Below are 21,492 nucleotides of genomic sequence, written 5' to 3'. Positions count from 1 at the left end.
GCCTACATCTGCCACGCTTGTGCCAGGTTAGCCATATTACCCAACGCTGCCTTGTGGCTTGTGGATTGCAGGGAGATCATGAGCTCGTCCGCCTGGGCCAACTTCTGGAAGTCGGTGAGGTACTCGCGCACGTGCTCTACATTGCCGACGGCGGAGTACTGCAGCATGCTGATGATCTGCTGGCCTTGCGGGGAGTCGATGATGCGGGCGACGTCGGCGTCGCTCAGCTGCTTGCCGCGGCCGACGAAGGCCTTCACGCGGCGGAAACAGACCTTCTCGAATTCCTCCTCGGCGTCATCCCCCGCGGTGACGTTGACACCGGCGATGACATAGGGCTCGGGGTGGGCTTCGGAAGGCTGGTAATTCTCGCGGTAATAAGCCGTGGCAGTTTCCAGATGCTGCGGAGCAAAGTGCGAGGCGAAAGCATAAGGCAGGCCGAATTTGGCGGCGAGCGAGGCGCCGAAGAGCGAGGAACCCAGGATGTAGATCGGCACGTTGGTGCCGTGGCCAGGGATGGCCTGCACACCGGGGACGAGTGATTTCCCGGAAAGGTAGCCCTGCAGCTCCTTGACGTCCTCGGGGAAGCGCTCGGCGGCGTTTCTATCGCGGCGCAGGGCGCGGCCCAAGGTCTTCATGTCGGTGCCGGGGGCGCGGCCCAGGCCTAAGTCGATGCGGCCGGGGTAGAGCTCCGCGAGGGTGCCGAATTGTTCAGCGATAACATAAGGCGCGTGGTTCGGCAGCATGATGCCGCCGGAGCCGAGGCGAATGCGCTCGGTCTTCGCGCCGATGTGGGCGATGAGCACTGCCGGGGCGGAGGAGGAAATGGAGGGCATGTTGTGGTGTTCGGTGTACCACATGCGTTCAAAGCCTAAGGCCTCCGCCTGTTGCGCTAGTTCGACCGACCTAGCCATGGACTGAGAAGGGGTCTCCCCCTCATAAATGGTGCAGAAATCGAGGATGGATAGGGCGGCGCGGGGCGTCATGAACTACTCACTTTTCTTCGACGAGGATGTAGATACAACGTCGATGATAACGCCGATGGCAAATGCGAGGAGCGTAGGAACCACCCAGCCCAAGCCAACGTCCTGACCAGGGGAGAAGCTGAGCGGGGCGCCGAAGGAAGTGGCGGCGGACCACAGTACGGAAACCCACAGTGCCAGGCGGAAGCCCCAGTAGAAGGTGACCCACCTTTTGACCGCCGGCTGCAGAAGCGTCAGCGCGATCAACGAGATAGCCGGCGGGTACAAGAACACGATGAAGGGAACCGCGATGGCAAGCACCGTGTCCAGGCCCTGGAAGGCGAAGGCGATGGACAGCGCGGTAAACAAGCAGGCCCAGAAGTGGTAGTTGGTCTTCGGCACGAGCAGAGCGAAGAACTCCGAGGTGGCGGAAATCAGGCCCACGGCGGTGGTCATGCAGGCCAAGATGACGATGGCGGAGAAGACGGCCTGGCCAACGTTGCCCATGGTGAGGTTGGAGGCGTCGGCAAGCAAGGCGGCGCCGGAATCATAGGAGGCGCCATTCGGCATGGTTTGGCCGATCCACGCCAGGCCCAGGTAGATAGCGGCAAGCAGCGCACCGGCGATGACCGCGGAAGTGATGGTTCCGCGCAGCAGCGCGCGGTCGGTGGAGAAACCTTTGGAGCGCAGCGAGGTCACGATGACGATGGAGAATGCCAGGCCCGCGATGGCATCCATGGTGTTGTAGCCCTCGAAGAGTCCCGTGACGAAGGGCGCGGAGGCGTACTCCTCAGTCGGGGTGCCGGGAACGCGGGGATTCGCCACGGTAGCGAGGGTGATGAGGACCGCGAGCAGGATGACCAGCGCCGGGGTGAGGAACTTCCCCAAGGCGTCAATGATGTTGTTGGGGCGCCAGGCCAGGGCCAGTGCGATGAGGAAGAAAACGACGTTGAAGGCGCCGTTGGCAAAGGTTCCTTCCCAGCCAAGCAGCGGGGTAATCGCGGTTTCCATGGAGACCGCGCCGGTACGCGGCAAGGCGTAGAAGGCGCCGATGGCCAGGTAGGCGATGACGGAGAAGGCCACGCCGAAGATCTTGCCGCCGTGGTTTCCGATATCGCGTACGGACTGGCCGGAAATGGCCACTGCGATCACCGCTAAGACCGGCAGAGCTACGCCAGCGGCGAGGAAGCCCAAGGTGGCCGGCCAGAAGTTGGTGCCGGAGGAGACACCGACCTCCGGCGGGAAGATGAGGTTGCCTGCTCCGAAGAACATGGAGAAGAGCATGAGGGAGGCAACGATCACGATGCCGATGGGTGAACCCGACTTCGAAGCGGACTGGGCGGGGGCCCGAACGTCATTAATGGACATTTTTCTAAGGATAATGCCCATGACATGAGATGTAAATTTTAGCTAAATGCTTTCTCCAGCCGGTCGAGTGCCTCTTCCAGCAGCTCACGGGAGGTTGCAAAGTTAAGACGGGCATGATGCTCACCGCCCGTACCGAAAGTCACGCCCTCGTTGAGGGCTACCTTGGCGTGCTCGCGAACCCAGGCCGCGGGCTTCGGGTTATCCCCAATGGCGGTCTCGCTAAAGTCCAACCACAGCAGGTAGGTGGCCTGCGGGTGGGAGGTCTTCAATCCCGGCACGCGCTTGGGCAGCTCCTCCACCAGCCAGTCGCGGGTCTTCTTCAGATACTCGATTTCCTCGTCAAGGAACTCGCTGCCGTGGCGGTAGGCGGCCTCTGCTGCCAAGACGCCGAGCGTGCCGGTGCCGTCCTTGGCCACGCCGGTCAGCGAGTTCCAGCGCTCGACGTCCGCGGTGTTGGAGAAGATCACCTGCGCGCACTTTAAGCCCGCGGTGTTCCACGCCTTGGACGTGGCGGTGACGGTAATAACGCGGTCGGACAAAGCGCCGAGCGGGATGTGGCGGCCTTCGTAGACCAGCGGGGCGTGGATCTCATCGGAGAGGATGCGGGCATCGTACTTCTCCGCCAGCTCCACCAGCCCTCGCAGCCAGTCCTCATCAAAGACAATGCCCAGCGGGTTATAGGGGTGGGAGAGCAGGATGGAGCCGGCGCCGGCCTTAAAGGCGCGCTCGATATCGTCGAGCTCCAGCGAGGTTTCAATCTTCTCGCGCCCAGCGGTCTCCGGCAGTTCCAGCAGCGGCGGGTAGGAGGGAACCGGCACGGCCACCGCACCTTCGGTGAAGTACTGCACGCCTAGCAACAAGCCGCGCACCACATCCCCGATCCAGAAGACGTGTTCTGGGCGCCAGCCGTAGCGCGATTCGTAGAAATCTGCTATTGCCGCGTTGAGCTCGGAGGCCTTGGGCGCTGGGGTGTAGCCGAAGGATTCGGCGTCGACCGCCTCCTGGATGGCCTCCTTGACCGCTGGCGCGGTGAGGAAGTCTGATTCGGCGATCCACAGCGGAATGATGTCCTCATCAAAGACGGTCCACTTGCGGGTGCCGCGGGCAGAGAGTTCTTTCAGGCTAGGGAAACGCATGCGTCCCACCTTACTCGTCGGTGGCTTGGACGAATCCGTATTTTTTCAATCGTTGCCGGTCGGCGGCGGAGGCGGATTGGGTCAGGCGCAGCAGCTCAGCGTAGATTCCGCCGGACTGGGCTAGCTCCGCCGGCGAGCCGATCTCGGAGATGCGGCCGCGGTCCAGGGCGATGATGGTGTCCACGTCCGCGATGGTGGACAGGCGGTGCGCGATGATAAGCGTGGTGCGGTTCTTCATGAGCTCATCCAGGCCGGCCTGCACGGCGCGTTCGGCCTTGGTGTCCAGCGCCGAGGTTGCCTCGTCGAGGACGAGGATGGGGGCGTCCTTCAGCATGGCGCGCGCCACGGCCACGCGCTGTTTCTGCCCGCCGGAGAGCTTGAGGCCGCGCTCGCCGATGACGGTGTCGTAGCCATCAGGGAATTCCTCGATGAAGCCGTGTGCATTGGCGCGCTTGGCGACGTCCACGATCTCCTCCATCGTGGCCCCCGGCTTGCCATAAGCGATGTTTTCCCGAATGGTGCCGGAGAAGAGGTAGGACTCCTGGAAGACCACGCCAACCGAGGCGCGCAGGCGCTCCGCGGTAAGTTCCGCGGCGTCGTGACCCAGCACCGTGAGCTTTCCTTCCGTGGGCTGGTAGAGGCCCAACAGCAGGTTGACCAGGGTGGATTTGCCGCCGCCGGACTCGCCGACGAGGGCAACCTTGTGGCCTTCCTGGGCGGCGAAGGTGATATCGGCGACGACCGGCTTATCCGATTCATAGGAGAAGGACACGTCCTCGAAGGCGAAGACCGGGCCTTCCGAAGGAAGCAGCGGCTTAGCCGGGGCGAGATCGAGTTCCGGCACGTCTGAGGTTTCAGCGGCGGCGACCAGCTGCGGGTTGACGGTAGGCTCCGGGATTTCCTCCATGACCTTGAAGTAGTCCTTGGAGCCGGCGATGGCGCGCTGGCTGACATCCACGATCCAGCTCATCATGAACACCGGTTGCTTGGCCATGTTCACCAGCTGCAGGAGCATGACCATGTCACCGATGGAGAAGTGGCCTTCCAAGGTGCGCCAAAAGATCAGCCCATAGATGCCTAAGAAGATCAGCGCCATGGCTGCGCCGCGCGCGGTATCCATGGAATGCCACCAGCGCGACTGCGGTTTCGTGGTGTCCACCACCGTGCGGTAGTGCGAACCGAAGGAGGCCAGCTCACGGGCCTCGGCGACGAAGGACTTGGTCACCTTCACCTGACCGATGACCTCCGCGAAGCGTCCGTCGGCCACGTCGATGTTCTCGTTCTTGATGGCCTCATACTCTTGCCAGCGCTCCGAGGTCAGCGCTGTGAGCCACATATAGATGGGGAAGAGCACGGCCAGCAGGATGGCCAGCGGCCAGTAGTACACCGCAGTGATGACCAGCACCGCCGCGGCCTGGATGAGCATGACGAAGAAGGTATTGGAGAAGGACTGCAGGAACTGCGTGATATTCGCAATCGAGCGGTCTAAGCGCGCAATGATGGTGCCGGTGACCTGGTTGTCGTAATAACCCTGCGGCACAGAGAGCAGCTTGGCGAAGTAGCGCGTCGAAAGAATCTGGCGCAGGCGTGCGACCATGACATCGCCGATATAGCCGCCGATATTCTTCACCACATTGCCCAGCGCGTCCGCAACAAAGAGGGCGACGACCCACCACAGGATGGTGTGCAGCGGGCCGCCCGCGACGACGGTATCGGTGGCTTCGCGGAGGATGAAAGGCGTCAGCAGCGACAGAATCGCGGTGACTGATGCGGTGATTAGGACGCCAAGATAAAACGGCCACAGGGCCGAAGCGCTGCGGACGATACGGAGAATAGAGTTCATCGCCGGCCGATGTTACGCCCTTAATAGGATTATCCAACCCGTCGACTAAGGTAGGGGAGAAACCGAAGTCGTGATGGAAAAGGATCCGCGGTGAAGAAATACCTCCCCCTAGCGTGCGCCCCGCTGTGCCTGGCTGCCCTATCAGGCTGCAGCATCCTCCAGCCGCCGGACGTGGGCCCGCAGGACAACATCGTGGTCTCCAGCTCGGAGCCGCCGGCCTTTGAGGCCAAGGACGTAGACGCCCACGAGGTCACCTCGAACTTGGCGGCACCCGTTAAAGATGAGGGCCTCAACGTGGAATTTGAGCTGCAGGGCCTGTACTCCGGCGGTGGCGGAACGGTGCTGACGGTGAAGATTCACAACCTCAACGAGGTACCGATGCCTGTCGACGCTCTCCCGGAACCCACCCTCGAGCGTGCCGACGGCAACGGCGGCTGGGCCACCGTGGATTCGATTGATGTTGACCCCGCTGTCCACCCGGATGTGGCCGCGCCGGGCTTAGATCACCCGCTGGGCGCTGGTGCGTCCACCAACCTTCAATATGTCTACAACGTTGCCCCAGGCAACCTCTGGAACGCGCGCTTTAGCATTGGCAACGTGCGCTATGTAGGAGACCTCAATCTATGACGGAACTCGTCGTTCTAGCCTCGCCGGAGGGCAAGCCCGCCGGCACCGCTGACAAGGCCGCCGTACACACCGCGGATACCCCGCTGCATTTTGCCTTTTCCGCGTGGGTGGTGCGCGATGGCCAGCTGCTGCTGACCCGCCGCGCCCTGTCCAAGCTGACCTGGCCCGGCGTGTGGACCAATTCCTTCTGCGGGCACCCGGGCCCGGACGAGCCGACTGCCGACGCCGTCCTGCGCCGCGGCCGCTTTGAGCTTGGCCTGACCGGCACGCCGCGCTTGGTGTTGCCAGACTTTGCTTACCGCGCCGTGGATTCTTCCGGCGTGGTGGAGAATGAAATCTGCCCGGTCTACCTCTTCCAGACCGAAGACGATCCGGCCCCCAATCCGGAGGAGGTCGACTCCTTCGCGTGGGCCCCAGTGCGCGATGTGCTCGCCGCGGTCGACGCCACGCCTTTCGCCTTTAGCCCGTGGATGGTGGAGGAGTTGACCCACGAGCCGCTGCGCGCGGCCCTGTTGGGCTAGCGATTCTGAATGCGGGGCGGTGGAGCCCCGCGCCCGGATCAGAGCAGGCTGCCATCCTGGGCGAAGGCCGCCGAGATGTAATCCAAGCTGGCATAGGCCACGCGGTTTTCGCCGTTATCCAGGTTGTATTCCCAGATAGCGTGCTCGGGGCGGTAGGCCTCGAAGCCGGGCTCGCCGGTGCGGACGACATCCCGCAACCACTGCGCGAGCGGTGATTCGCCGAAGAGCGGAGGCAGCTCCTCGCAGTGCAGGGCTGGGCCCGAGGAACGGGTGAACTCCACCATCCACGTCTTCCCCGGTGCCTTCTCCGCCACCTCTGCCGCCCAGCGACGGATGATGGCATCGCCCACCATCCGCCCCATCGGGCGCTCCTTGTCCATGTGCTGCGCCACCTGATACCAGGGTGTGAAACCGTTGCGGGGGAAGCCGAAGCGCGGCGCCGCATAGCGCAGGATGAGGCCGCGGAAAGGGGAGCGGTCAATCTTCTGCGTGGCCGGGATGTTGTAGAACTCGTCGCGGGTGCTGCCGAGGATGAGGGGGACGTCGGCAAGCTGCCCACACTCCAGTGGCGTGGGGCCCAGCGCCATATCGAGGCTGTACTTCTTGCGGAACTTAGCGTAACCAGCCGCGAGCTCCTCCTGGCTCATCGCCGCAAGCGAGGAGCGCGTGATGGGCTTCTTCATCGCCTGGCGCAGCGTGGCCTGGCGTTCCTCGAAGGTCTCCCGCGGGAAGCCCGGGGAGAGCGCTATTGCCCGGCGAAAGGCCCCGCGGTAGTGGTCCCGCCGACACAGCCACAGCACGGCGTTGGCCCCGGCGGACTGCCCCAGGATGGTGACATTGGTGGGATCCCCACCGAAGGCCTCGATATTGCGCTGGATCCATTCCAAGCCCAGCTGCAGGTCCTCGATGGCGCGGTAGCGGTCGGGTTCATCATCACGGAAACGGGCAAGCCCCGGCAGGCCCACTCGGTATCCCAGTTGCACGTGGACGATGCCCGCCTGCGCGGTCGGTGTTCCCTCTGCCCGGGGATCCTCGTGGGAGCCGTGCTCGTAGCGGCCGCCGTGGATATAGACCAACGTGGGCGCTAGTGACGAGGCGCGGCTGCCGGGCGCAGGAGCGGTGATGGTAAGCGCGACCTTCTCCGGGTGCGGTGTGCGTGCGTCTTGGTCACGGGGTGGGGCGGGTTCGGGATTCTCGAAATCCCCCGGGATATGGGAGTACTCGATGGAGTGGAAATGGGCCACGTCCTCATCGAGGTAGCCGGTGATGGTGCCCGCGGGGCAGGTGACGTCGAAAGGTGCACTGCTCATGGTGAACAGGCTACCCTGAGGGCATGGAATGGCTCGTGCAGGCGCCAGTGTGGGCGCAGATGGCGGTGCTCGCCGTCACCGCAGTGCCGGCCGCGACCGTCATGGGGTGGGTGCTGATGTGGGCAATCGACCGGGTGAATGCGTGGCTAGTGCCCGCGACTAGGATGAAGAAACATGACTCCCGATGATCACCGCGAAGGCCTGTGGGACCCCGAGCGCTCACAGCCTTCTCACCGCAAGCGCGCACTACCCAAATCCCGAGTGAGCATGACCCTCTGGTTGATGATCGCGCTCATCGTCGTGGTGGCCATCGTCGGTGTCGTCCTTTAAAAGGGCGACGCTTTAGCGTTCGGCCCCTGGCCTCTTGGCAGCCTGGGCGAGGCGCTGGTAGAGCTCCTGCTTCGGTAGATCCTCCAGGAGCACCGGCTTACCGGCGGTATCGCACAGCGGGATGCACCAGTTGGGGTACTGGTCTTTCGTCGTGCCCGGCTGGTTCTGCGCGCGCACGTCACCAACCATGTCCACCACGTTGGTGACCGTCAGCGCCGAGGGAGTTCCCGCAACATAACGGTGCAGGGCGACGAGCACGTCCTCCTCGCTCTCGCGGTTTTCCAACATGCCATAGGCCTGCAGGTTATCCTTGACCTTTTCTTGCCAGGCGCGGTCCTCTGCCTCTTCTTCCGCGACGGGGCGGGTGAGCAGGCCCAAGCGGGCGCGCAGCTCGATGTGGTCGCCGCGTAGGAAGGCGAGCGTCGGCGGCAGATCGTGCGTGCCCACCGAGGACATCGCCATGTGGCGGTACTGATCCTGCGGGCGCGGGGTGGGGCCGTCCTCCGCGTGCTCAAACCAGATGATCGTGGTGCCTAGCACGCCCATATCGCGCAAAGCGTTTTGGACCCACGGCTCCAGGGTGCCCAGGTCCTCGCCCACGAGGACCGCGCCGGCACGCTCAGCCTCGAGCGCGAGGATACCGAGCATGGCTTCCCAGTCATAGGTCACGTAGGTGCCGTTGAGCGGGGTGGATTGGCGCGGGATCCAGTACAGGCGGAACAGGCCCAGGACATGGTCGACGCGCAGGCCACCAGCATTGCCCAGCATCGTGCGCAGCAAATCGCGCCATGGCTCGTAGCCGGCTTCCGCCAGGCGGACCGGGTGCCACGGTGGCTGGGACCAGTCCTGGCCTTGCTGGTTATAGTCATCCGGCGGGGCGCCCACCGAGCATTGCGGGGCGAGGTATTCCGCCAGGTTCACGGCATCGGCACCAGCGGGGTGGATGCCTACGGCCATATCGGTGATGAGGCCGATGCTCATGCCGGCATCGAGCGCGCGGCGCTGGGCGGCATCCAGCTGCTCATCGCAGAGGAATTGCAGCCAGGAATAGAACTCGGCCACGTCGTTGACGTCGAGGCTCAACGCGTGGCGGCGTCCGCTGTGGCGCGAGAGCTCAGTCTCTGCACACCACAGCGCGAAGTTGCGCAGGCCGCGGCCCTCGCGGCGCTGGTACTCGCTGAAGGCGGTGCGGCGCTCCGGGGTCATCCCCTTGCTGAAGAGCTCCTGCAGGACCTGCAGCTTGGCTTCGAAGATGGAATCACGATCAATCTCTTCTGCAGACCGGTTGCGCTCGCGGAACTCGGCGGCGAGCTCGGCGACGTCTTCCTGAAGCTCCGGGCTGAGCTGTTTCAGCTCCGGAATATCCTCGATACGGATATAAATCGGGTTGATGAAACGCCGCGTGGTGGGCAGATAGGGCGAATCCTCCACTGGCGGGATCGGCTCGCCCGCGTGCAGCGGGTTAATAAGGAGGAAGTCATAATCGGGCGCCAAGGTCTCCGCCAGCTCGGCGAGGTCTCCAAAATCGCCCATTCCCCAGGACTTTTCCGAGCGCACCGAATACAGCTGCGCCATCGCGCCCGCCGCCGGGCGGTCGAGGTAGCGATCCGCCGTACTCAGATGATTCGGCACCACGATGAGCGGGCACTCGTGCTCGCCGATGCCGGGGGAGGACAAGCGCAGCTTGTGGAAACCTAAGGGCAGGTCCCCGGGGACGTGGAAGCTGGCCTCGCCCCACATGGTGCCGGCGACGTCGGCAGCCGGGGCGTCGTTCGGGTCCTGGTAGGTCGGCCGCGTCTCGCCGTTTTCTAGCTCGATGGTGACGGTGACGGGGTCGCCGTCGTGGACGTGGACGGCGAAGGACTTTTCGGCGCCTTCGCGGGCCACCACGCAGGGCGGCAGCGGGCGGGAGGCGCGTTCGAGGTAGTCCTCGAACAGGGCTTGGGTTAGCTCGTCATCGTCCGGACGCTCGGAGATAGAGACGCCGAGTGCGCGCAGCGTATAGGTAATTGTCTCCTCGCTGACGTACACGGGCTGTCCGTTCTGGGCGGTGTACTCGCAGGCCACGCCGTGGCGTTGGGCAAGTTCTTGAAGCAGATCACGGGTAGTCACATCACCCAATTGTGCCACGCCCTCCCCGCGCGCGGGAGAAATCCGGTTGGTAGAGTGGGCTGGAATTTAATTTTTGTGGGAAAGGACACAACTGTGACTTTGAATGAAGCGCACACGAAGGCGGAGTTCGAGATCAAGGACGGCGAAACCTGCCTTACCGCCATGATGGCTACGGCGCACGCCCGCCCACATGGCGTGCTATTTACCCGCCCAGCGAACTATGAGTGGGTCAACGTGACCGCCAAAGAGTTCGTGGAAGAGGTCTACGCGGTGGCCAAGGGGCTCATCGCCTTCGGCGTGGAGCAGGGCGACCGCGTGGCTCTTATTTCTACCACCCGCTACGAGTGGTCCCTGCTGGACTACGCCATCTGGGCGGCCGGTGCTATCTCCGTTCCGGTATACCCCTCTTCGTCGATGTCCCAGGTCCAGTGGATTATTGAGGATTCCGGTGCCATCCTCGCCATCACGGAGACCCGCGAGCACTCCGAGCTGGTCAAGCACCTGAAGCTGCAGGAGGATGGCACCCCGCAGCTGCACGGCTCGCCTTCCCAGCTGCGCCGCGTGCTAGAGATTAACTCTTCCGCCATCGATACGCTGAAGTTCGAGGGCCGCGATGTCAGTGACGATACCGTCGACCAGCGCATCGAAGCCACGAGCACCGATGACGTCGCCTCGCTGGTCTACACCTCCGGTACTACCGGACGCCCCAAGGGCTGCATGCTGACCCACCGCAACTGGCTCGCGGAAGCCCGCGGCCTGCTGACCAACCCCATTGGTGCCATCGCCGTGCCGGGTTCCCACGTCCTGACCTTCCTGCCCTTGGCCCACGTCTTTAGCCGCGCTGTGTCGTTGGCAGTCACCATCGGCGGTGCTTCCCAGAACCACTGGTCCGATTTCAGCACCATCACCATCGAATTCGCGCGCTCCCGTCCAAACCTAATCCTGGGCGTGCCGCGCGTCTTTGAGAAGGTGCGCAACGGTGCTTCCGCCAAGGCCCACGCTTCCTCTGCATTTAAGGGTGCCGTCTTCGACCGCGCCGAGAAGGTCGCTATTGAGTACTCGAAGGCATTGGATACTCCGGAAGGTCCCAACCGCGTGCTCAAGGCCAAGCGCAAGGCCTATGACAAGCTGGTCTACTCCGCCATCCGCCAGGCCATGGGCGGTGAGGTCAAGTACTGCATCTCTGGTGGTTCGGCTATCTCGCAGGACCTGTTGCATTGGTACCGCGGCATCGGCGTGACCATCTATGAGGGCTATGGCCTGACGGAGACTGCCGCGGCCGCCGCCGTGGACTTCGTGGATCAGTCCATCGGCACCGTCGGCCCGCCGCTGGGTGGGACGACGCTGCGCATTAACGAGGACGGCGAGATCCTGATCAAGGGCGATATCGTCTTTAAGGGCTACTGGCAGAACGAGGAAGCCACCGAGAACTCCCTGCAGGACGGCTGGTACAACACCGGCGACCTGGGTGAGATCGATGAGGATGGCAAGCTCGTCATCACCGGCCGTAAGAAGGACCTCATCGTCACCGCTGGCGGCAAGAATGTCTCGCCTGGCCCGATGGAAGATATCCTGCGCTCCCACCCGCTGATTTCCCAGGCCATGGTGGTCGGCGATGGCAAGCCTTTCATCGGCGTGCTGCTCACCCTGGATGAGGACGCGCTGAAGCGGTGGAAGGCCGATCACAACATTTCCGCGACCAAGGGCATGCGTGAGGTGGCTGCCGATCCGGCACTGCGCGCGGACATCCAGGACGCTATCAACCAGGTCAACGCCACCGTCTCCCACGCGGAGGGCATCAAGAAGTTCGTCATCCTCGACCAGGACCTCACCGAGGAAAGCAACGAGCTCACCCCGACCCTGAAGGTCAAGCGCTATGTCGTGGCGCAGCGCTACGCCGCGGATATCGAGCGTCTCTACACCGGCAAGAAATAAGGCTGGATGGAGTCTGTGAATTCCTTCGGAGTGTCGCGCAGACCCACGGGAGAATCTCTAATAGAGTCAGCGGGGTCAGAAAAACTCTAAACCTCAACTAGAGGTTCTCGCGGAAAGGGCAGCCTATGCACAAGATCGCAGCCGAGCTGCGCCACCGTGAGCTGACCCAAGAAATCTATAACATCGGCGACGAAGTCGTTGACTACATCGAGCACCTCATCGAGGCCATCGAGGACTGGGACGATGAACTCGCCCTCGACTGCCTGGCCGAGCTGGGGGATATCGTCGAAGACGCCCGCGTGGATTCCGGGCGTTGTGTCGGCGAGCTCATCGGCCTGCGCCACGCGTTGGTCTCCGGGCTGAAGTCCGGCACCATCTCCGCTGCTTCCTCCGGTGACAATGATGTCGAGGAACCGAAGCAGCTCACTGCCCGCGCGCTCGCTGAAGGCCTGCCCATCTCCGGCCCGCCCGTCGTGGTCTCGGAGCTGGCAGAAACGCTGCGCGGGCGCACCGCCACGGTGGCCGCCTACTTGCGTGAGTTGGTCGAGTACGTGCTGGCGCAAACCGACGCCGTGGCCCGCAACCTCGATGTGGTTTCCCTGCCGAACCTGTACAAGCGCGCGGGTGAATCTTCACTCATCGCCGTGCAGGCCTGGCGCCACACCGTCGTGGAAGCACACCCCGCTTACGTGCGCACCATGCGCGGGCATAACCCGCCGCCCTTCCTAGAGGAGCGCGCGCGTATCGACGCCGTCGTCGCCCGCGTCCGTGCCAAGCGCCAGAAGAAGGCCGCCACGACCGCATAGTCGCCGCATCACAGACTTCCTTGTTGCCAACACACAAGGATTACCTAAGAAGAGCGCCGCCGAGATTCCCTCTCTCGGCGGCGCTCTTCGTTGCTATCGTGGCACGAATAACTTTGCGTGTCACGCCTAGTGTTGGGTGCCACCGCCTAGCTTCGCGTGTCACGCTTAGCTTCGTGTGCCACCGTCTATCTTCGTGAGCCACGCTTAGCGCGTACGCGCTAAGCCCCCGGGTTCTTGGCGGCCGGCGCGGCCTGGTCCAGCTGCTCCGTAATCTGCGGCCACAGCTGGCCCATGATGTCATCCCAGGTGAGGATCCACACCGTCTTGTCCTTGGTGGGCTTGCCCACGACCACGAGCTGCTCATTGCGTGCGCGCATCTGGTCCAGCGTCTTCTGCACAGTGGAGGAGGAGCCCACCGCCAGTGCGGGGCGGGAGAAGTCCAGCACCGGGGTGTCCGGGTCCGCGAGCAGGGTATCGCGCACGTGGACGATGCGTGGGATGCGCGAGGTACGCGGGTAGACCAGCACGCGCATGATGGACTTGCGCACCACGAGCTCGTGGAGCTCGGCCACGGTGGCATCGGAGGAAAGCGGCAGGATTTCCGAACCATGCTCGCGGGCCAACTGGGCCGCGGTGGAGGCTTCCAGTTCGATGACGCCGGTGATCTGGTTAGCGGAGTCGTCGTCAAGCGTGCCCGTCAGGCGCGAGTGCTCGACCAGATGGCGCAGGGTCTCCGCGTCATAGCCGGCGGCACCAGCGCGGTCGACGGGCTCCTCGCCGGTCATCTTCACCAGCTTGTTCGCCATCTTGTTGATCCAGATCAGCAGCGGGCGGAAGAGCCAGATGAAGCCGCGGGCGGGCACCGCGATGAGCTGCAGTGCGGTCTCCGGGTGGGCGATGGCCCAGGACTTCGGCGCCATCTCACCGATGACCAGATGCAGGAAGGTCACAACGAAAAGGGCCAACAGGAAGGAGATGACGTCAGCAACGCCCAGCGGCAGGCCGAGGGCCTCCAGCGGTCTCATCAACAGGTGATGGACCCAGGGTTTGGTCACGGCACCCAGGACGAAGGTTGCGGCGGTAATGCCTAGCTGTGCGCCGGCCAGCATGATGGTCAGCTCATTGAGCGAGCGTAGGCCCGCGCGCGAGGCCGCCGAGGATTCCGCGGTCTCCTCTAGGCGGTTGCGGCGCGCGCCCATGAGGGAAAACTCGATGACCACGAAGAAGCCGGACGCAGCAATGATGAGAATGGTGATGAGGAGGTTAAACCACCAGGTATCAGTCATAGGTCATCCTCTCCTTCCGGGAATTCCTCCACCAGCTCTAGGGCTAGGACGGAGGGCACGTGGCGGTCGATTTCCTCGACGCGCACGTTGAGTGTGCGGGTGGGGGCTTCGTCGCCGTCGACCCAGTCTTCCGGCTCGGCCTCCAGCTCGATGGAGAGTTCTTCGCCTTCTTCCGGCAGCGTGCCGGAATGAGCGATGAGCAGGCCGGCGACGGTTTCGAAATCCCCCTCCGGCAGGTCGTGGCCGATGGCGCGCTCGACCTCGTCGATAGGGGTATCACCGTCGACGATCCAGTGGGTGTCGTCCTGCTCGGTGATTTCCTCGGTCTCTTCGAGGTCGTGCTCGTCGGTGACATCGCCGAGGATTTCCTCGGCCAAGTCCTCCATGGTCACGATGCCCACGAAACCGCCGTATTCGTCGATGACGCAGGCGAGTTTCTCGTCGGCGTCGCGAAGCTCTGTGACGACGTCGGGAAGCGGCATGAGCTCCGGCACCACCACGGGTGTCTTCATGATTTCGCGAGCCGGGGTGGCCAGGGGTAGTTCGCTGCCCAGCACGTCGTAGAGGTGCACCACGCCGATGGGATTGTGCTCATCGTCGATGATGGGGTAGCGGGTGTGGTTCTCCGACATCATCTCGCGCACCTCACCGATGGTGGTCTCGGGCTCAATGACATCCACGCGCGAGCGCGGAATCATGGCGTGTTCCACATCGTGCTCAGGGAAGTCGAGGAGACGGTCGAGCACCAGATAGGTGTCCTCATCCAAGTCACCGGCCTCGTGGGAGGCATCCACGATGGACTCCAGGTCATCGGTGGTGGCAGAAGAATCGACATCCTCCACCGGCTCGATGCCGAAAACCTTGAGCAGGGCATTGGAGGAGTACTCGAAGAAGTGGATGAGCCAGCCGAAGATCTTGAGGTACCACATTGTGGATGCGGACAACCACAGCGCTGACTTCATGGGCGCTGCGATGGTGTAGTTCTTCGGGAAGAGCTCGGCGAAGAGCATCGTGAGAACCGTCGACACCGCCAGAGCGGTCACCGTGCCGATGGCAACGGAGACGCCCGTGGGCACGCCCACGCCGCCCAGCAGCTGGCCCAGGCCTTGGCCCACGAGGGGCTCGGCCACATAACCGATGAGCAGGCCGGTAATCGTGATACCCAGCTGCGCGCCGGAGAGCATGAAGGAGGTCTTTTGGGTGATCTTTAAGGCGCGCTCCGCGGGCTTATCCCCAGTCGCTGCGCGCTGGCGCAGCTGCGTGCGGTCCACCGACATGAAGGCGAATTCCTGCGCCACGAAGTAGGCGTTGGCCACGATAATGAGAGCGATGACGGCGAAACCCGCCACAATCATCAGGATGGCAGATAACACGGCTTACCCCACCGCCTTAAGGAGGCGGCGGGGACATCGACTCGGAGGTTCCACTTAAAAGAGGCCTTTCTTCACTATCAGGGGATGCAAATCTGCTCTACAGACTACCGCTTCAACGGTTCTGTCGGTTACTTTGTTCCCCATGGATCCCTTTGGTCTCTACATTCACGTTCCTTTCTGCGCTTCGCGCTGCGGCTACTGCGACTTCAACACCTATACGCCGGGTGAACTGGGAGGGGATCTGACCAGCGATTATCTGGTTGCTCTGGAGAAAGAGCTGGAGATGGCGGCAGTACAGGTGGACCGCGAAGCCGAGACGGTTTTTATTGGTGGCGGCACGCCGAGCTTGTTGGGTGCTGAGGGCTTGGGCCGTGTCTTATCGAAGGTTCGCGATACCTTCGGCCTCGCCCCGGGCGCGGAGGTCACCACGGAATCCAACCCGGAATCCACCTCGCCGGAGTACTTCGCCGGGCTTCTCGACGCCGGCTTCACCCGCCTCTCCCTGGGCATGCAATCCGCCTCGCCGGGGGTGCTCGCCGTGTTGGAGCGAGCCCACACGCCGGGCCGCGCTTTTGATGCGGCGCGCGAAGCCATCGCTGCAGGCTTCGAGCACGTCAATCTGGACATGATTTATGGCACGCCGACAGAAGAAGATGCCGACGTTGCTCTGACCTTGGAGCGTGCCCTGGAGACCGGGGTGGATCACATCAGTGCCTATTCGCTCATCGTGGAGGATGGCACGCGTATGGCCCGCAAGGTGTCCAAGGGCCTGCTGCCCGCGCCGGATGAGGACGTGCTGGCGCGGCGCTATGAGATGATCTCCTCCACGCTGGAGGCCGAGGGTTTCGAGTGGTATGAGGTCTCCAACTGGGCCAAGCCCGGCGGGGAGTGTCAGCACAACCGCATTTACTGGGTGGACGGCAACTGGTGGGGTGCGGGCCCGGGCGCGCATTCGCACTTAGGCAACGAGCGCTTCTATAACGTGAAGAACCCGCGGACCTACATCAAGGCGGTAGGCGAGGGCGAGTTGCCCATCAAGGAGCGCGAGCAGCTCACGGAGGCTGACCGTCATACCGAGCGCATCATGCTGGGACTGCGCCTGCGCGAGGGCATGCCTGCGTCCTGGCTCGCGCCGGCGGCGGAGCCCGTGGCCGCGCGGTCCATCGAGCGCGGCCTGCTCGAGCGCGCCGGTGACCGCCTTCGCGTGACCAAGGCAGGCCGCCTGCTCGCGGATGGCATTATTACGGACCTCCTCGTCGCTGAAGACACCGCCCAAAACACCGCCCGCTAGCGGCTTGCCCCGCCGGCGGGCCGACCTCCGAGTCCGCATCAGCTGGCTCATTAGCGGCCGTACCCTGATCGTGGCCTGCCCTGCCTTCTGCACATGGTTCCAGTGGAAAGGCTCCGGTCGGAAGGTTCGTTTGGGGGTAAACAAACCTTCCTTAGGCTGCTAGAAGGTTCGTTTGGGGGCAGGTAAACCGTATGACCTGAGCCATCTGAGTAGAACCATCTGTGTGATGCAACCGCGAAGCCGCGAAGAAGTGGCCAAGCCTTGGCCTTTCGATACCGAGGAGACATAGTGACTTAAAGTTAGCCCCGCTGGGAATTTGTTAGTTTTTCTCCTTTCGTCGGAAAGTTTGCTAGCGGCGTTAGTCAGTGTTAGTTTCTTTCTCCACGTCGAGAAACCTGTTAGTCGCTCTCGATATTGCTAGTATTAGTGGCATGGATGATGCCTTAAACCCCTACACTCCTGGCTCGGGCATCGCGCCGACAGTTCTTACTGGGCGCGAGAGAGACCTTCATGCGTTTGACAATCTTGTCAAACGCGTCCAGAACGGATTGCTTGGCCGTCCAATGCTGCTCGTTGGCTTGCGTGGAGTGGGTAAGACGGTGCTGCTCAACCAGTTAAAAAGGAAGGCTGACCAGGCGGACTGGTTGACAATCAAGTTTGAGGCTTCGCAAGGGGCACGTGGACGAGAAGGAGCACGCCGTGCTCTAGCACAAGGTTTAGCCAAGGCCTCTTTGCGTTACCGAACGAAAGCCAAGGTATCTGAGGGTTTTAACTTTATTGCTGCGGCCGTAAAATCCTTTTCACTCTCGGTAGGACAAAGCATTATTGACCTTGGAGTTGAAGTAGGAGACATTCCTCCGGCAACAGGAAACCTTGAGCTTGATCTGCACGATGTGATCGAGGCCATCACTACGACGCTCCTTAAGGAGGATAAAGCTTTAGGAATCTTCATCGACGAAATGCAAGACCTCGATGAAGAGCTGCTCGAAGCGCTCATTTCTGCACAACATGAAGCAGGGCAGCTGGGCTTGCCTTTTTACATTATTGGTGCTGGGCTTCCGAGTCTGCCAGGGATTCTGGCGGAGTCCCGCTCTTATGCAGAGCGAATGTTCGAGGTGCACCAAATTGGCAGGCTCGAAATGTATGCCGCACTTGCCGCCTTCCGTGAACCTGCGCGGACACAGAATGTGGAATTTGACGATGAAGCAGTTGAATATCTAGCAAATGTATCGGGGCAGTATCCGTATTTCATCCAGGAATTTGGTGCACAAATGTGGCGCACTGCGCGAACTTCACCTATGGATTCCGATGCAGCTCGACGCGCAGCGCGGCTTGGAATTGAGCAGTTGGACCGCGGGTTTTTCCAAGCCAGGTGGGATCGCGCTACTCCAGCCGAGCGGGACTACTTGACCGCGATGGCGAAGGTTGGCGGAGTGGAAATCTCGAGCAAGGACATCGCGGACATCTTAGGTAAAGACACGAAGAAATTGGGTCCTGTGCGAGCCAAGCTCATTAGTAAAGGGTTGATCTATGCTCCAGAACACGGCAGGGTGAGCTACACTGTGCCAAATTTTGACGACTTCATCGCCCGCCAGAACGGATAGCCTTAAAGACATGTCCAGCTCCACCGATGCCCGCCGCCAAGAGGTCCTGCGCGCCATCGTCGCGGACTACATTGCCTCGCAATCGCCCGTCGGCTCCAAGGCCCTGCTCGAGCGCTACCAGCTGGGCGTGTCCTCGGCGACGATTCGCAATGACATGGCCGTGCTCGAAGCCGAAGGCCTCATTGCCCAAGAACACGCCAGCTCCGGACGCGTGCCCACGCAGAAGGGCTACCGCCAGTTCGTCGATACGCTGCACGACGTCAAGCCGCTTTCCAAGGCCGAGCGCCGCGCCATGCTCACCTTCCTTGAAGGCGGGGTGGATTTGGAGGACGTGCTGCGCCGTTCGGTCCAGCTGCTGGCCCAGGTGACTAAGCAGGCGGCCGTAGTCCAGCTGCCGAACCTCAAGGTCTCCCGCGTGAAGCACTGCGAGGTCGTCGCACTTTCACCGGTGCGCCTGCTCTTGGTGCTCATTACGGATAATGGGCGCGTCGATCAGCGCAATGTGGAGCTCGATGACGTCATCGACCCCGAACAGACCCACCGCCTGCGCGACATCCTCAACACCGCCCTAGAGGGCAAGACGCTTACGGAAGCCTCGGTGGAGCTGGCCGCGCTTGTCGACGACTCCCCAGCCGATATCCGCCCCCACCTCCTCAAGGCGGCGACGACGCTGATTGAGACCCTCGTGGAGCAGCCCTCCGATCGCCTGATCATGGCGGGTACGTCCAACCTCACCCGCGTGGCCCTGACCGAGGGCTTGCCTTCTATCATCGAGGCTCTTGAAGAACAGGTCGTGGTGCTGAAATTGCTGGCCCGCGTGCCGGACTTGGGCAATGTTTCAGTCTCCATCGGCGAGGAAAATGAAGCCGACGAGCTGCGCCAAACCTCTGTCGTGGCCACGCGCTATGGTTTTGGCACCGGCTCGGAGGCGGCAGCACTCGGCGGGCTCGGTGTGGTGGGGCCGACGTATATGGATTACTCGGGAACAATCTCCAAGGTCTCTGCCGTTGCACGCTATGTGAGTGAAATTTTGGCGGGCGAGTAAGCTGGCCCGTCGGATTAGATTTAGCATCAACGAGATATAGAAGGATGACAGTACGTGGCTCGTGACTACTACGGCATTCTTGGTGTAGAAAAGTCGGCGTCCGACGCCGAGATTAAGAAGGCCTACCGCAAGCTGGCGCGCAAGTACCACCCGGACGTTAATCCGGGCGATGACGAGGCCGCGGAGAAGTTCCGCGAGGCTTCCCTTGCACAGGAGGTTCTGCTGGATCCACAGAAGCGCCGGGTTGTGGACATGGGTGGTGACCCCATGGAGGAGCGCGCGGCCCAGGGCGGCGGCTTTGGTGGTTTCGGTGGCGGCGGCCTCGGGGATATCTTCGCCGAGTTCTTCGGTGGGGGAGCGGCCTCCCGCGGCCCGCGTTCCCGCGTGCAGCCGGGCGATGATGCGCTCCTGCGCACCACCATTACTCTTGAGGAGGCCTATAGCGGCGTTAAGCAGCAGGTTAAGGTTGATACCGCTGTGGTGTGTGACCGCTGTGAGGGCTCCGGTTCTGAGTCCAAGTCCAAGCCGGTGACCTGTGATCACTGTGGCGGCATGGGCCAGATCCAAGAGGTCCAGCGCAGCATGCTGGGCAACATGATGACCACCCGCGATTGCCCGAAGTGCTATGGCTTCGGCGAAGTTGTCACCGATCCTTGTGGCCACTGCGGTGGCGATGGCCGGGTGCGCAAGCGTCGCGATATTACGGTGAATATCCCCGCCGGCATTGGTGATGGCATGCGCATCCGCATGGCTTCCCAGGGCGAGGTTGGCCACGGCGGCGGTCCCGCCGGTGACCTGTACGTGGAGGTGCACACCGAGCCGCACCCGGTCTTCGAGCGCAACGCCGATGACCTGCACCTGACCGTGCGCGTGCCCATGGTGGATGCCGCGCTGGGCTCTTCCTGCACCGTCGAGCAGCTCGATGGCGAAGAGCTCACCATCGATATCGCGCCGGGCACCCAGCCGGGTGAGTCCATCACCCTCCAGGGCAAGGGCATGCCGCGCCTGCGCACCGACGGCTTTGGCAACCTGCACGCCCACGTGGATGTGGTAATCCCGACGGACCTGGATAAGAAGACCCGCGAGGCCCTCGAAAAGGTCCGGGCTGCCGGCCACGGCGGCACCGAGGTGCACCGCGTCGGTGACAACCAGGGCGAATCCCTCTTTACCCGCCTCCGAGGCAAGTTCCGCCGCTAATGTCTCTGCCCGTCTTCCTCCACCCGGACCTGTCCCTCGCCGAGGTCGGCCAGCCCGTGGGCCTCGATGGCGCGGAGGGCCGCCACGCGGTCACCGTCAAGCGCATGGGGCCAGGGGAGCACCTGGTCCTGATCGATGGGTCCGGGCGCCGCGCCACCGCCACCATCACCGATACGCAGGGCAAGGACACGCTGGCCGCGCTTGTCGACGACCTCGTAATCCTCCCCGAGCCCTCCCCACGGGTGGTCGTGGTCCAGGCCATCCCGAAATCGGAGCGCGCCGAGTTGGCCGTCGACCTGGCCACCCAGGCCGGGGCGGATGAGATCATCGCTTGGCAGGCGGATCGCTGCGTGTCCAAGTGGGATGCCAAGAAGGCCCCGAAGGCTTTGAGCAAGTGGGAATCTGCGGCCGTGGCGGCGGCGAAGCAATCGCGTCGTGCGCGCGTACCTGCCGTGCGCGGCCCGCTGACCACGCGCCAGCTGTGCCAGGAGATTTCCGGCGCCCGCGCCCTGGTGCTCCACGAGGAAGCCGAGGTGCGGCTCAAGGACCTTACAGACCTTGACGCCGCCGAGACCATCTACCTGCTGGTGGGCCCGGAGGGCGGCATCGGCGCGGAGGAGCTAGCCCGCTTGCAGGACGCCGGTGCGGCGGCGATCAAGTTGGGGCCGGAGGTGTTGCGGACGGCGTCGGCAAGCATGGTGGCCTTGGCCAGCATCGGCACCCTGACCGCGCGCTGGTAGCCTTTTGAG

Annotated in this window: 19 protein-coding genes; 11 read left to right on the top strand and 8 right to left on the bottom strand. The window is 63.0% G+C overall.

Annotated elements, in window-relative coordinates; genetic code table 11:
• Positions 1–2: 2 nt before the first annotated feature.
• Genes CAURI_RS09525 through CAURI_RS09510 form a run of 4 tightly spaced genes read right to left on the bottom strand, consistent with a single transcriptional unit; the run spans position 3 to position 5,306 of the window.
• Positions 3–983, bottom strand: coding sequence for an LLM class flavin-dependent oxidoreductase (locus tag CAURI_RS09525; RefSeq protein WP_010190801.1), 981 nt, complete (start codon positions 981–983; stop codon positions 3–5).
• A gap of 3 nt (positions 984–986) precedes the next feature.
• Positions 987–2,327 carry a branched-chain amino acid transport system II carrier protein gene (gene brnQ / locus CAURI_RS09520; protein WP_010190800.1) on the bottom strand — a complete coding sequence of 447 codons (1,341 nt, stop codon included), beginning with the start codon at positions 2,325–2,327 and terminating at the stop codon, positions 987–989.
• Between the two features lie 38 nt (positions 2,328–2,365).
• Positions 2,366–3,463, bottom strand: a complete 1,098-nt coding sequence (locus tag CAURI_RS09515; RefSeq protein ID WP_010190799.1) for a MalY/PatB family protein — start codon at positions 3,461–3,463, stop codon at positions 2,366–2,368.
• Between the two features lie 10 nt (positions 3,464–3,473).
• Positions 3,474–5,306: an ABC transporter ATP-binding protein gene (locus CAURI_RS09510; RefSeq protein WP_010190798.1), complete on the bottom strand. Its 1,833-nt coding sequence runs from the start codon at positions 5,304–5,306 to the stop codon at positions 3,474–3,476.
• Between the two features lie 90 nt (positions 5,307–5,396).
• On the opposite strand from CAURI_RS09510, the gene CAURI_RS09505 reads away from it, so the two are divergent.
• On the top strand, positions 5,397–5,933 hold the full coding sequence (locus tag CAURI_RS09505; protein ID WP_010190797.1) for a hypothetical protein: 537 nt from the start codon (positions 5,397–5,399) through the stop codon (positions 5,931–5,933).
• On the top strand, positions 5,930–6,454 hold the full coding sequence (gene idi, locus CAURI_RS09500) for an isopentenyl-diphosphate Delta-isomerase (protein WP_010190796.1): 525 nt from the start codon (positions 5,930–5,932) through the stop codon (positions 6,452–6,454). Before CAURI_RS09505 ends, idi begins: the two co-directional genes overlap by 4 nt.
• Before the next feature lie 38 nt (positions 6,455–6,492).
• Here idi and CAURI_RS09495 read toward each other — a convergent pair whose 3' ends face one another.
• The gene (locus tag CAURI_RS09495) at positions 6,493–7,764 is read right to left on the bottom strand and encodes a carboxylesterase family protein (protein WP_010190795.1); all 1,272 of its coding nucleotides are present in this window, start codon (positions 7,762–7,764) and stop codon (positions 6,493–6,495) included.
• A gap of 28 nt (positions 7,765–7,792) precedes the next feature.
• On the opposite strand from CAURI_RS09495, the gene CAURI_RS14195 reads away from it, so the two are divergent.
• Together CAURI_RS14195 and CAURI_RS13950 are read left to right on the top strand one after the other, a co-directional pair.
• Positions 7,793–7,927, top strand: coding sequence for a hypothetical protein (locus CAURI_RS14195; protein WP_265342850.1), 135 nt, complete (start codon positions 7,793–7,795; stop codon positions 7,925–7,927).
• A gap of 11 nt (positions 7,928–7,938) precedes the next feature.
• The gene (locus CAURI_RS13950) at positions 7,939–8,094 is read left to right on the top strand and encodes a hypothetical protein (protein ID WP_010190793.1); all 156 of its coding nucleotides are present in this window, start codon (positions 7,939–7,941) and stop codon (positions 8,092–8,094) included.
• A 12-nt stretch (positions 8,095–8,106) separates the two neighbouring features.
• Here CAURI_RS13950 and malQ read toward each other — a convergent pair whose 3' ends face one another.
• Positions 8,107–10,206, bottom strand: coding sequence for a 4-alpha-glucanotransferase (gene malQ, locus CAURI_RS09490; RefSeq protein WP_236660810.1), 2,100 nt, complete (start codon positions 10,204–10,206; stop codon positions 8,107–8,109).
• Between the two features lie 93 nt (positions 10,207–10,299).
• On the opposite strand from malQ, the gene CAURI_RS09485 reads away from it, so the two are divergent.
• Complete coding sequence (locus tag CAURI_RS09485) at positions 10,300–12,141, top strand: AMP-dependent synthetase/ligase (protein ID WP_010190789.1); 1,842 nt, start codon at positions 10,300–10,302, stop codon at positions 12,139–12,141.
• Between the two features lie 125 nt (positions 12,142–12,266).
• A complete protein-coding gene (locus tag CAURI_RS09480) occupies positions 12,267–12,947 on the top strand; it encodes a hypothetical protein (RefSeq protein WP_010190787.1) in 681 nt (226 codons plus the stop codon).
• A gap of 218 nt (positions 12,948–13,165) precedes the next feature.
• Here the strand turns inward: CAURI_RS09480 and CAURI_RS09475 are convergent, their stop codons facing one another.
• Complete coding sequence (locus CAURI_RS09475; RefSeq protein WP_010190785.1) at positions 13,166–14,233, bottom strand: CNNM domain-containing protein; 1,068 nt, start codon at positions 14,231–14,233, stop codon at positions 13,166–13,168.
• The gene (locus CAURI_RS09470; RefSeq protein ID WP_012715195.1) at positions 14,230–15,606 is read right to left on the bottom strand and encodes a hemolysin family protein; all 1,377 of its coding nucleotides are present in this window, start codon (positions 15,604–15,606) and stop codon (positions 14,230–14,232) included. The genes CAURI_RS09475 and CAURI_RS09470 overlap by 4 nt, the downstream gene beginning before the upstream one ends.
• A gap of 142 nt (positions 15,607–15,748) precedes the next feature.
• On the opposite strand from CAURI_RS09470, the gene hemW reads away from it, so the two are divergent.
• The 5 genes from hemW (at position 15,749) to CAURI_RS09445 (ending at position 21,483) form a co-directional block, all read left to right on the top strand.
• Entirely contained in the window at positions 15,749–16,897 is a 1,149-nt protein-coding gene (hemW, locus tag CAURI_RS09465) for a radical SAM family heme chaperone HemW (RefSeq protein WP_012715194.1), read from the top strand.
• Between the two features lie 431 nt (positions 16,898–17,328).
• Entirely contained in the window at positions 17,329–18,501 is a 1,173-nt protein-coding gene (locus CAURI_RS09460; RefSeq protein ID WP_010190777.1) for an ATP-binding protein, read from the top strand.
• 10 nt (positions 18,502–18,511) lie between these two features.
• Positions 18,512–19,546, top strand: a complete 1,035-nt coding sequence (gene hrcA / locus CAURI_RS09455) for a heat-inducible transcriptional repressor HrcA (RefSeq protein ID WP_010190776.1) — start codon at positions 18,512–18,514, stop codon at positions 19,544–19,546.
• 54 nt (positions 19,547–19,600) lie between these two features.
• A complete protein-coding gene (gene dnaJ, locus CAURI_RS09450) occupies positions 19,601–20,743 on the top strand; it encodes a molecular chaperone DnaJ (protein ID WP_010190775.1) in 1,143 nt (380 codons plus the stop codon).
• The gene (locus tag CAURI_RS09445) at positions 20,743–21,483 is read left to right on the top strand and encodes a 16S rRNA (uracil(1498)-N(3))-methyltransferase (RefSeq protein WP_010190774.1); all 741 of its coding nucleotides are present in this window, start codon (positions 20,743–20,745) and stop codon (positions 21,481–21,483) included. The genes dnaJ and CAURI_RS09445 overlap by 1 nt, the downstream gene beginning before the upstream one ends.
• The last annotated feature ends 9 nt before the right edge of the window (positions 21,484–21,492 follow it).

The sequence above is a fragment of the Corynebacterium aurimucosum ATCC 700975 genome, from assembly GCF_000022905.1.
In the GTDB taxonomy this organism is placed as follows: Bacteria; Actinomycetota; Actinomycetes; order Mycobacteriales; family Mycobacteriaceae; genus Corynebacterium; species Corynebacterium aurimucosum_F.
Note: the sequence above shows the minus strand (reverse complement) of the source record. Positions and strands in the feature narration are given on the sequence as shown.

Bases quoted from the DNA above. Each gene is read 5' to 3' on its own strand.
- CAURI_RS09525 (WP_010190801.1), bottom strand. From the start codon at position 983: ATGACGCCCCGCGCCGCCCTATCCATCCTCGATTTCTGCACCATTTAT.
- brnQ (WP_010190800.1), bottom strand. From the start codon at position 2,327: ATGTCCATTAATGACGTTCGGGCCCCCGCCCAGTCCGCTTCGAAGTCG.
- CAURI_RS09515 (WP_010190799.1), bottom strand. From the start codon at position 3,463: ATGCGTTTCCCTAGCCTGAAAGAACTCTCTGCCCGCGGCACCCGCAAG.
- CAURI_RS09510 (WP_010190798.1), bottom strand. From the start codon at position 5,306: ATGAACTCTATTCTCCGTATCGTCCGCAGCGCTTCGGCCCTGTGGCCG.
- idi (WP_010190796.1), top strand. From the start codon at position 5,930: ATGACGGAACTCGTCGTTCTAGCCTCGCCGGAGGGCAAGCCCGCCGGC.
- CAURI_RS09495 (WP_010190795.1), bottom strand. From the start codon at position 7,764: ATGAGCAGTGCACCTTTCGACGTCACCTGCCCCGCGGGCACCATCACC.
- CAURI_RS14195 (WP_265342850.1), top strand. From the start codon at position 7,793: ATGGCTCGTGCAGGCGCCAGTGTGGGCGCAGATGGCGGTGCTCGCCGT.
- CAURI_RS13950 (WP_010190793.1), top strand. From the start codon at position 7,939: ATGACTCCCGATGATCACCGCGAAGGCCTGTGGGACCCCGAGCGCTCA.
- CAURI_RS09480 (WP_010190787.1), top strand. From the start codon at position 12,267: ATGCACAAGATCGCAGCCGAGCTGCGCCACCGTGAGCTGACCCAAGAA.
- CAURI_RS09475 (WP_010190785.1), bottom strand. From the start codon at position 14,233: ATGACTGATACCTGGTGGTTTAACCTCCTCATCACCATTCTCATCATT.
- hemW (WP_012715194.1), top strand. From the start codon at position 15,749: ATGGATCCCTTTGGTCTCTACATTCACGTTCCTTTCTGCGCTTCGCGC.
- CAURI_RS09460 (WP_010190777.1), top strand. From the start codon at position 17,329: ATGGATGATGCCTTAAACCCCTACACTCCTGGCTCGGGCATCGCGCCG.
- hrcA (WP_010190776.1), top strand. From the start codon at position 18,512: ATGTCCAGCTCCACCGATGCCCGCCGCCAAGAGGTCCTGCGCGCCATC.
- CAURI_RS09445 (WP_010190774.1), top strand. From the start codon at position 20,743: ATGTCTCTGCCCGTCTTCCTCCACCCGGACCTGTCCCTCGCCGAGGTC.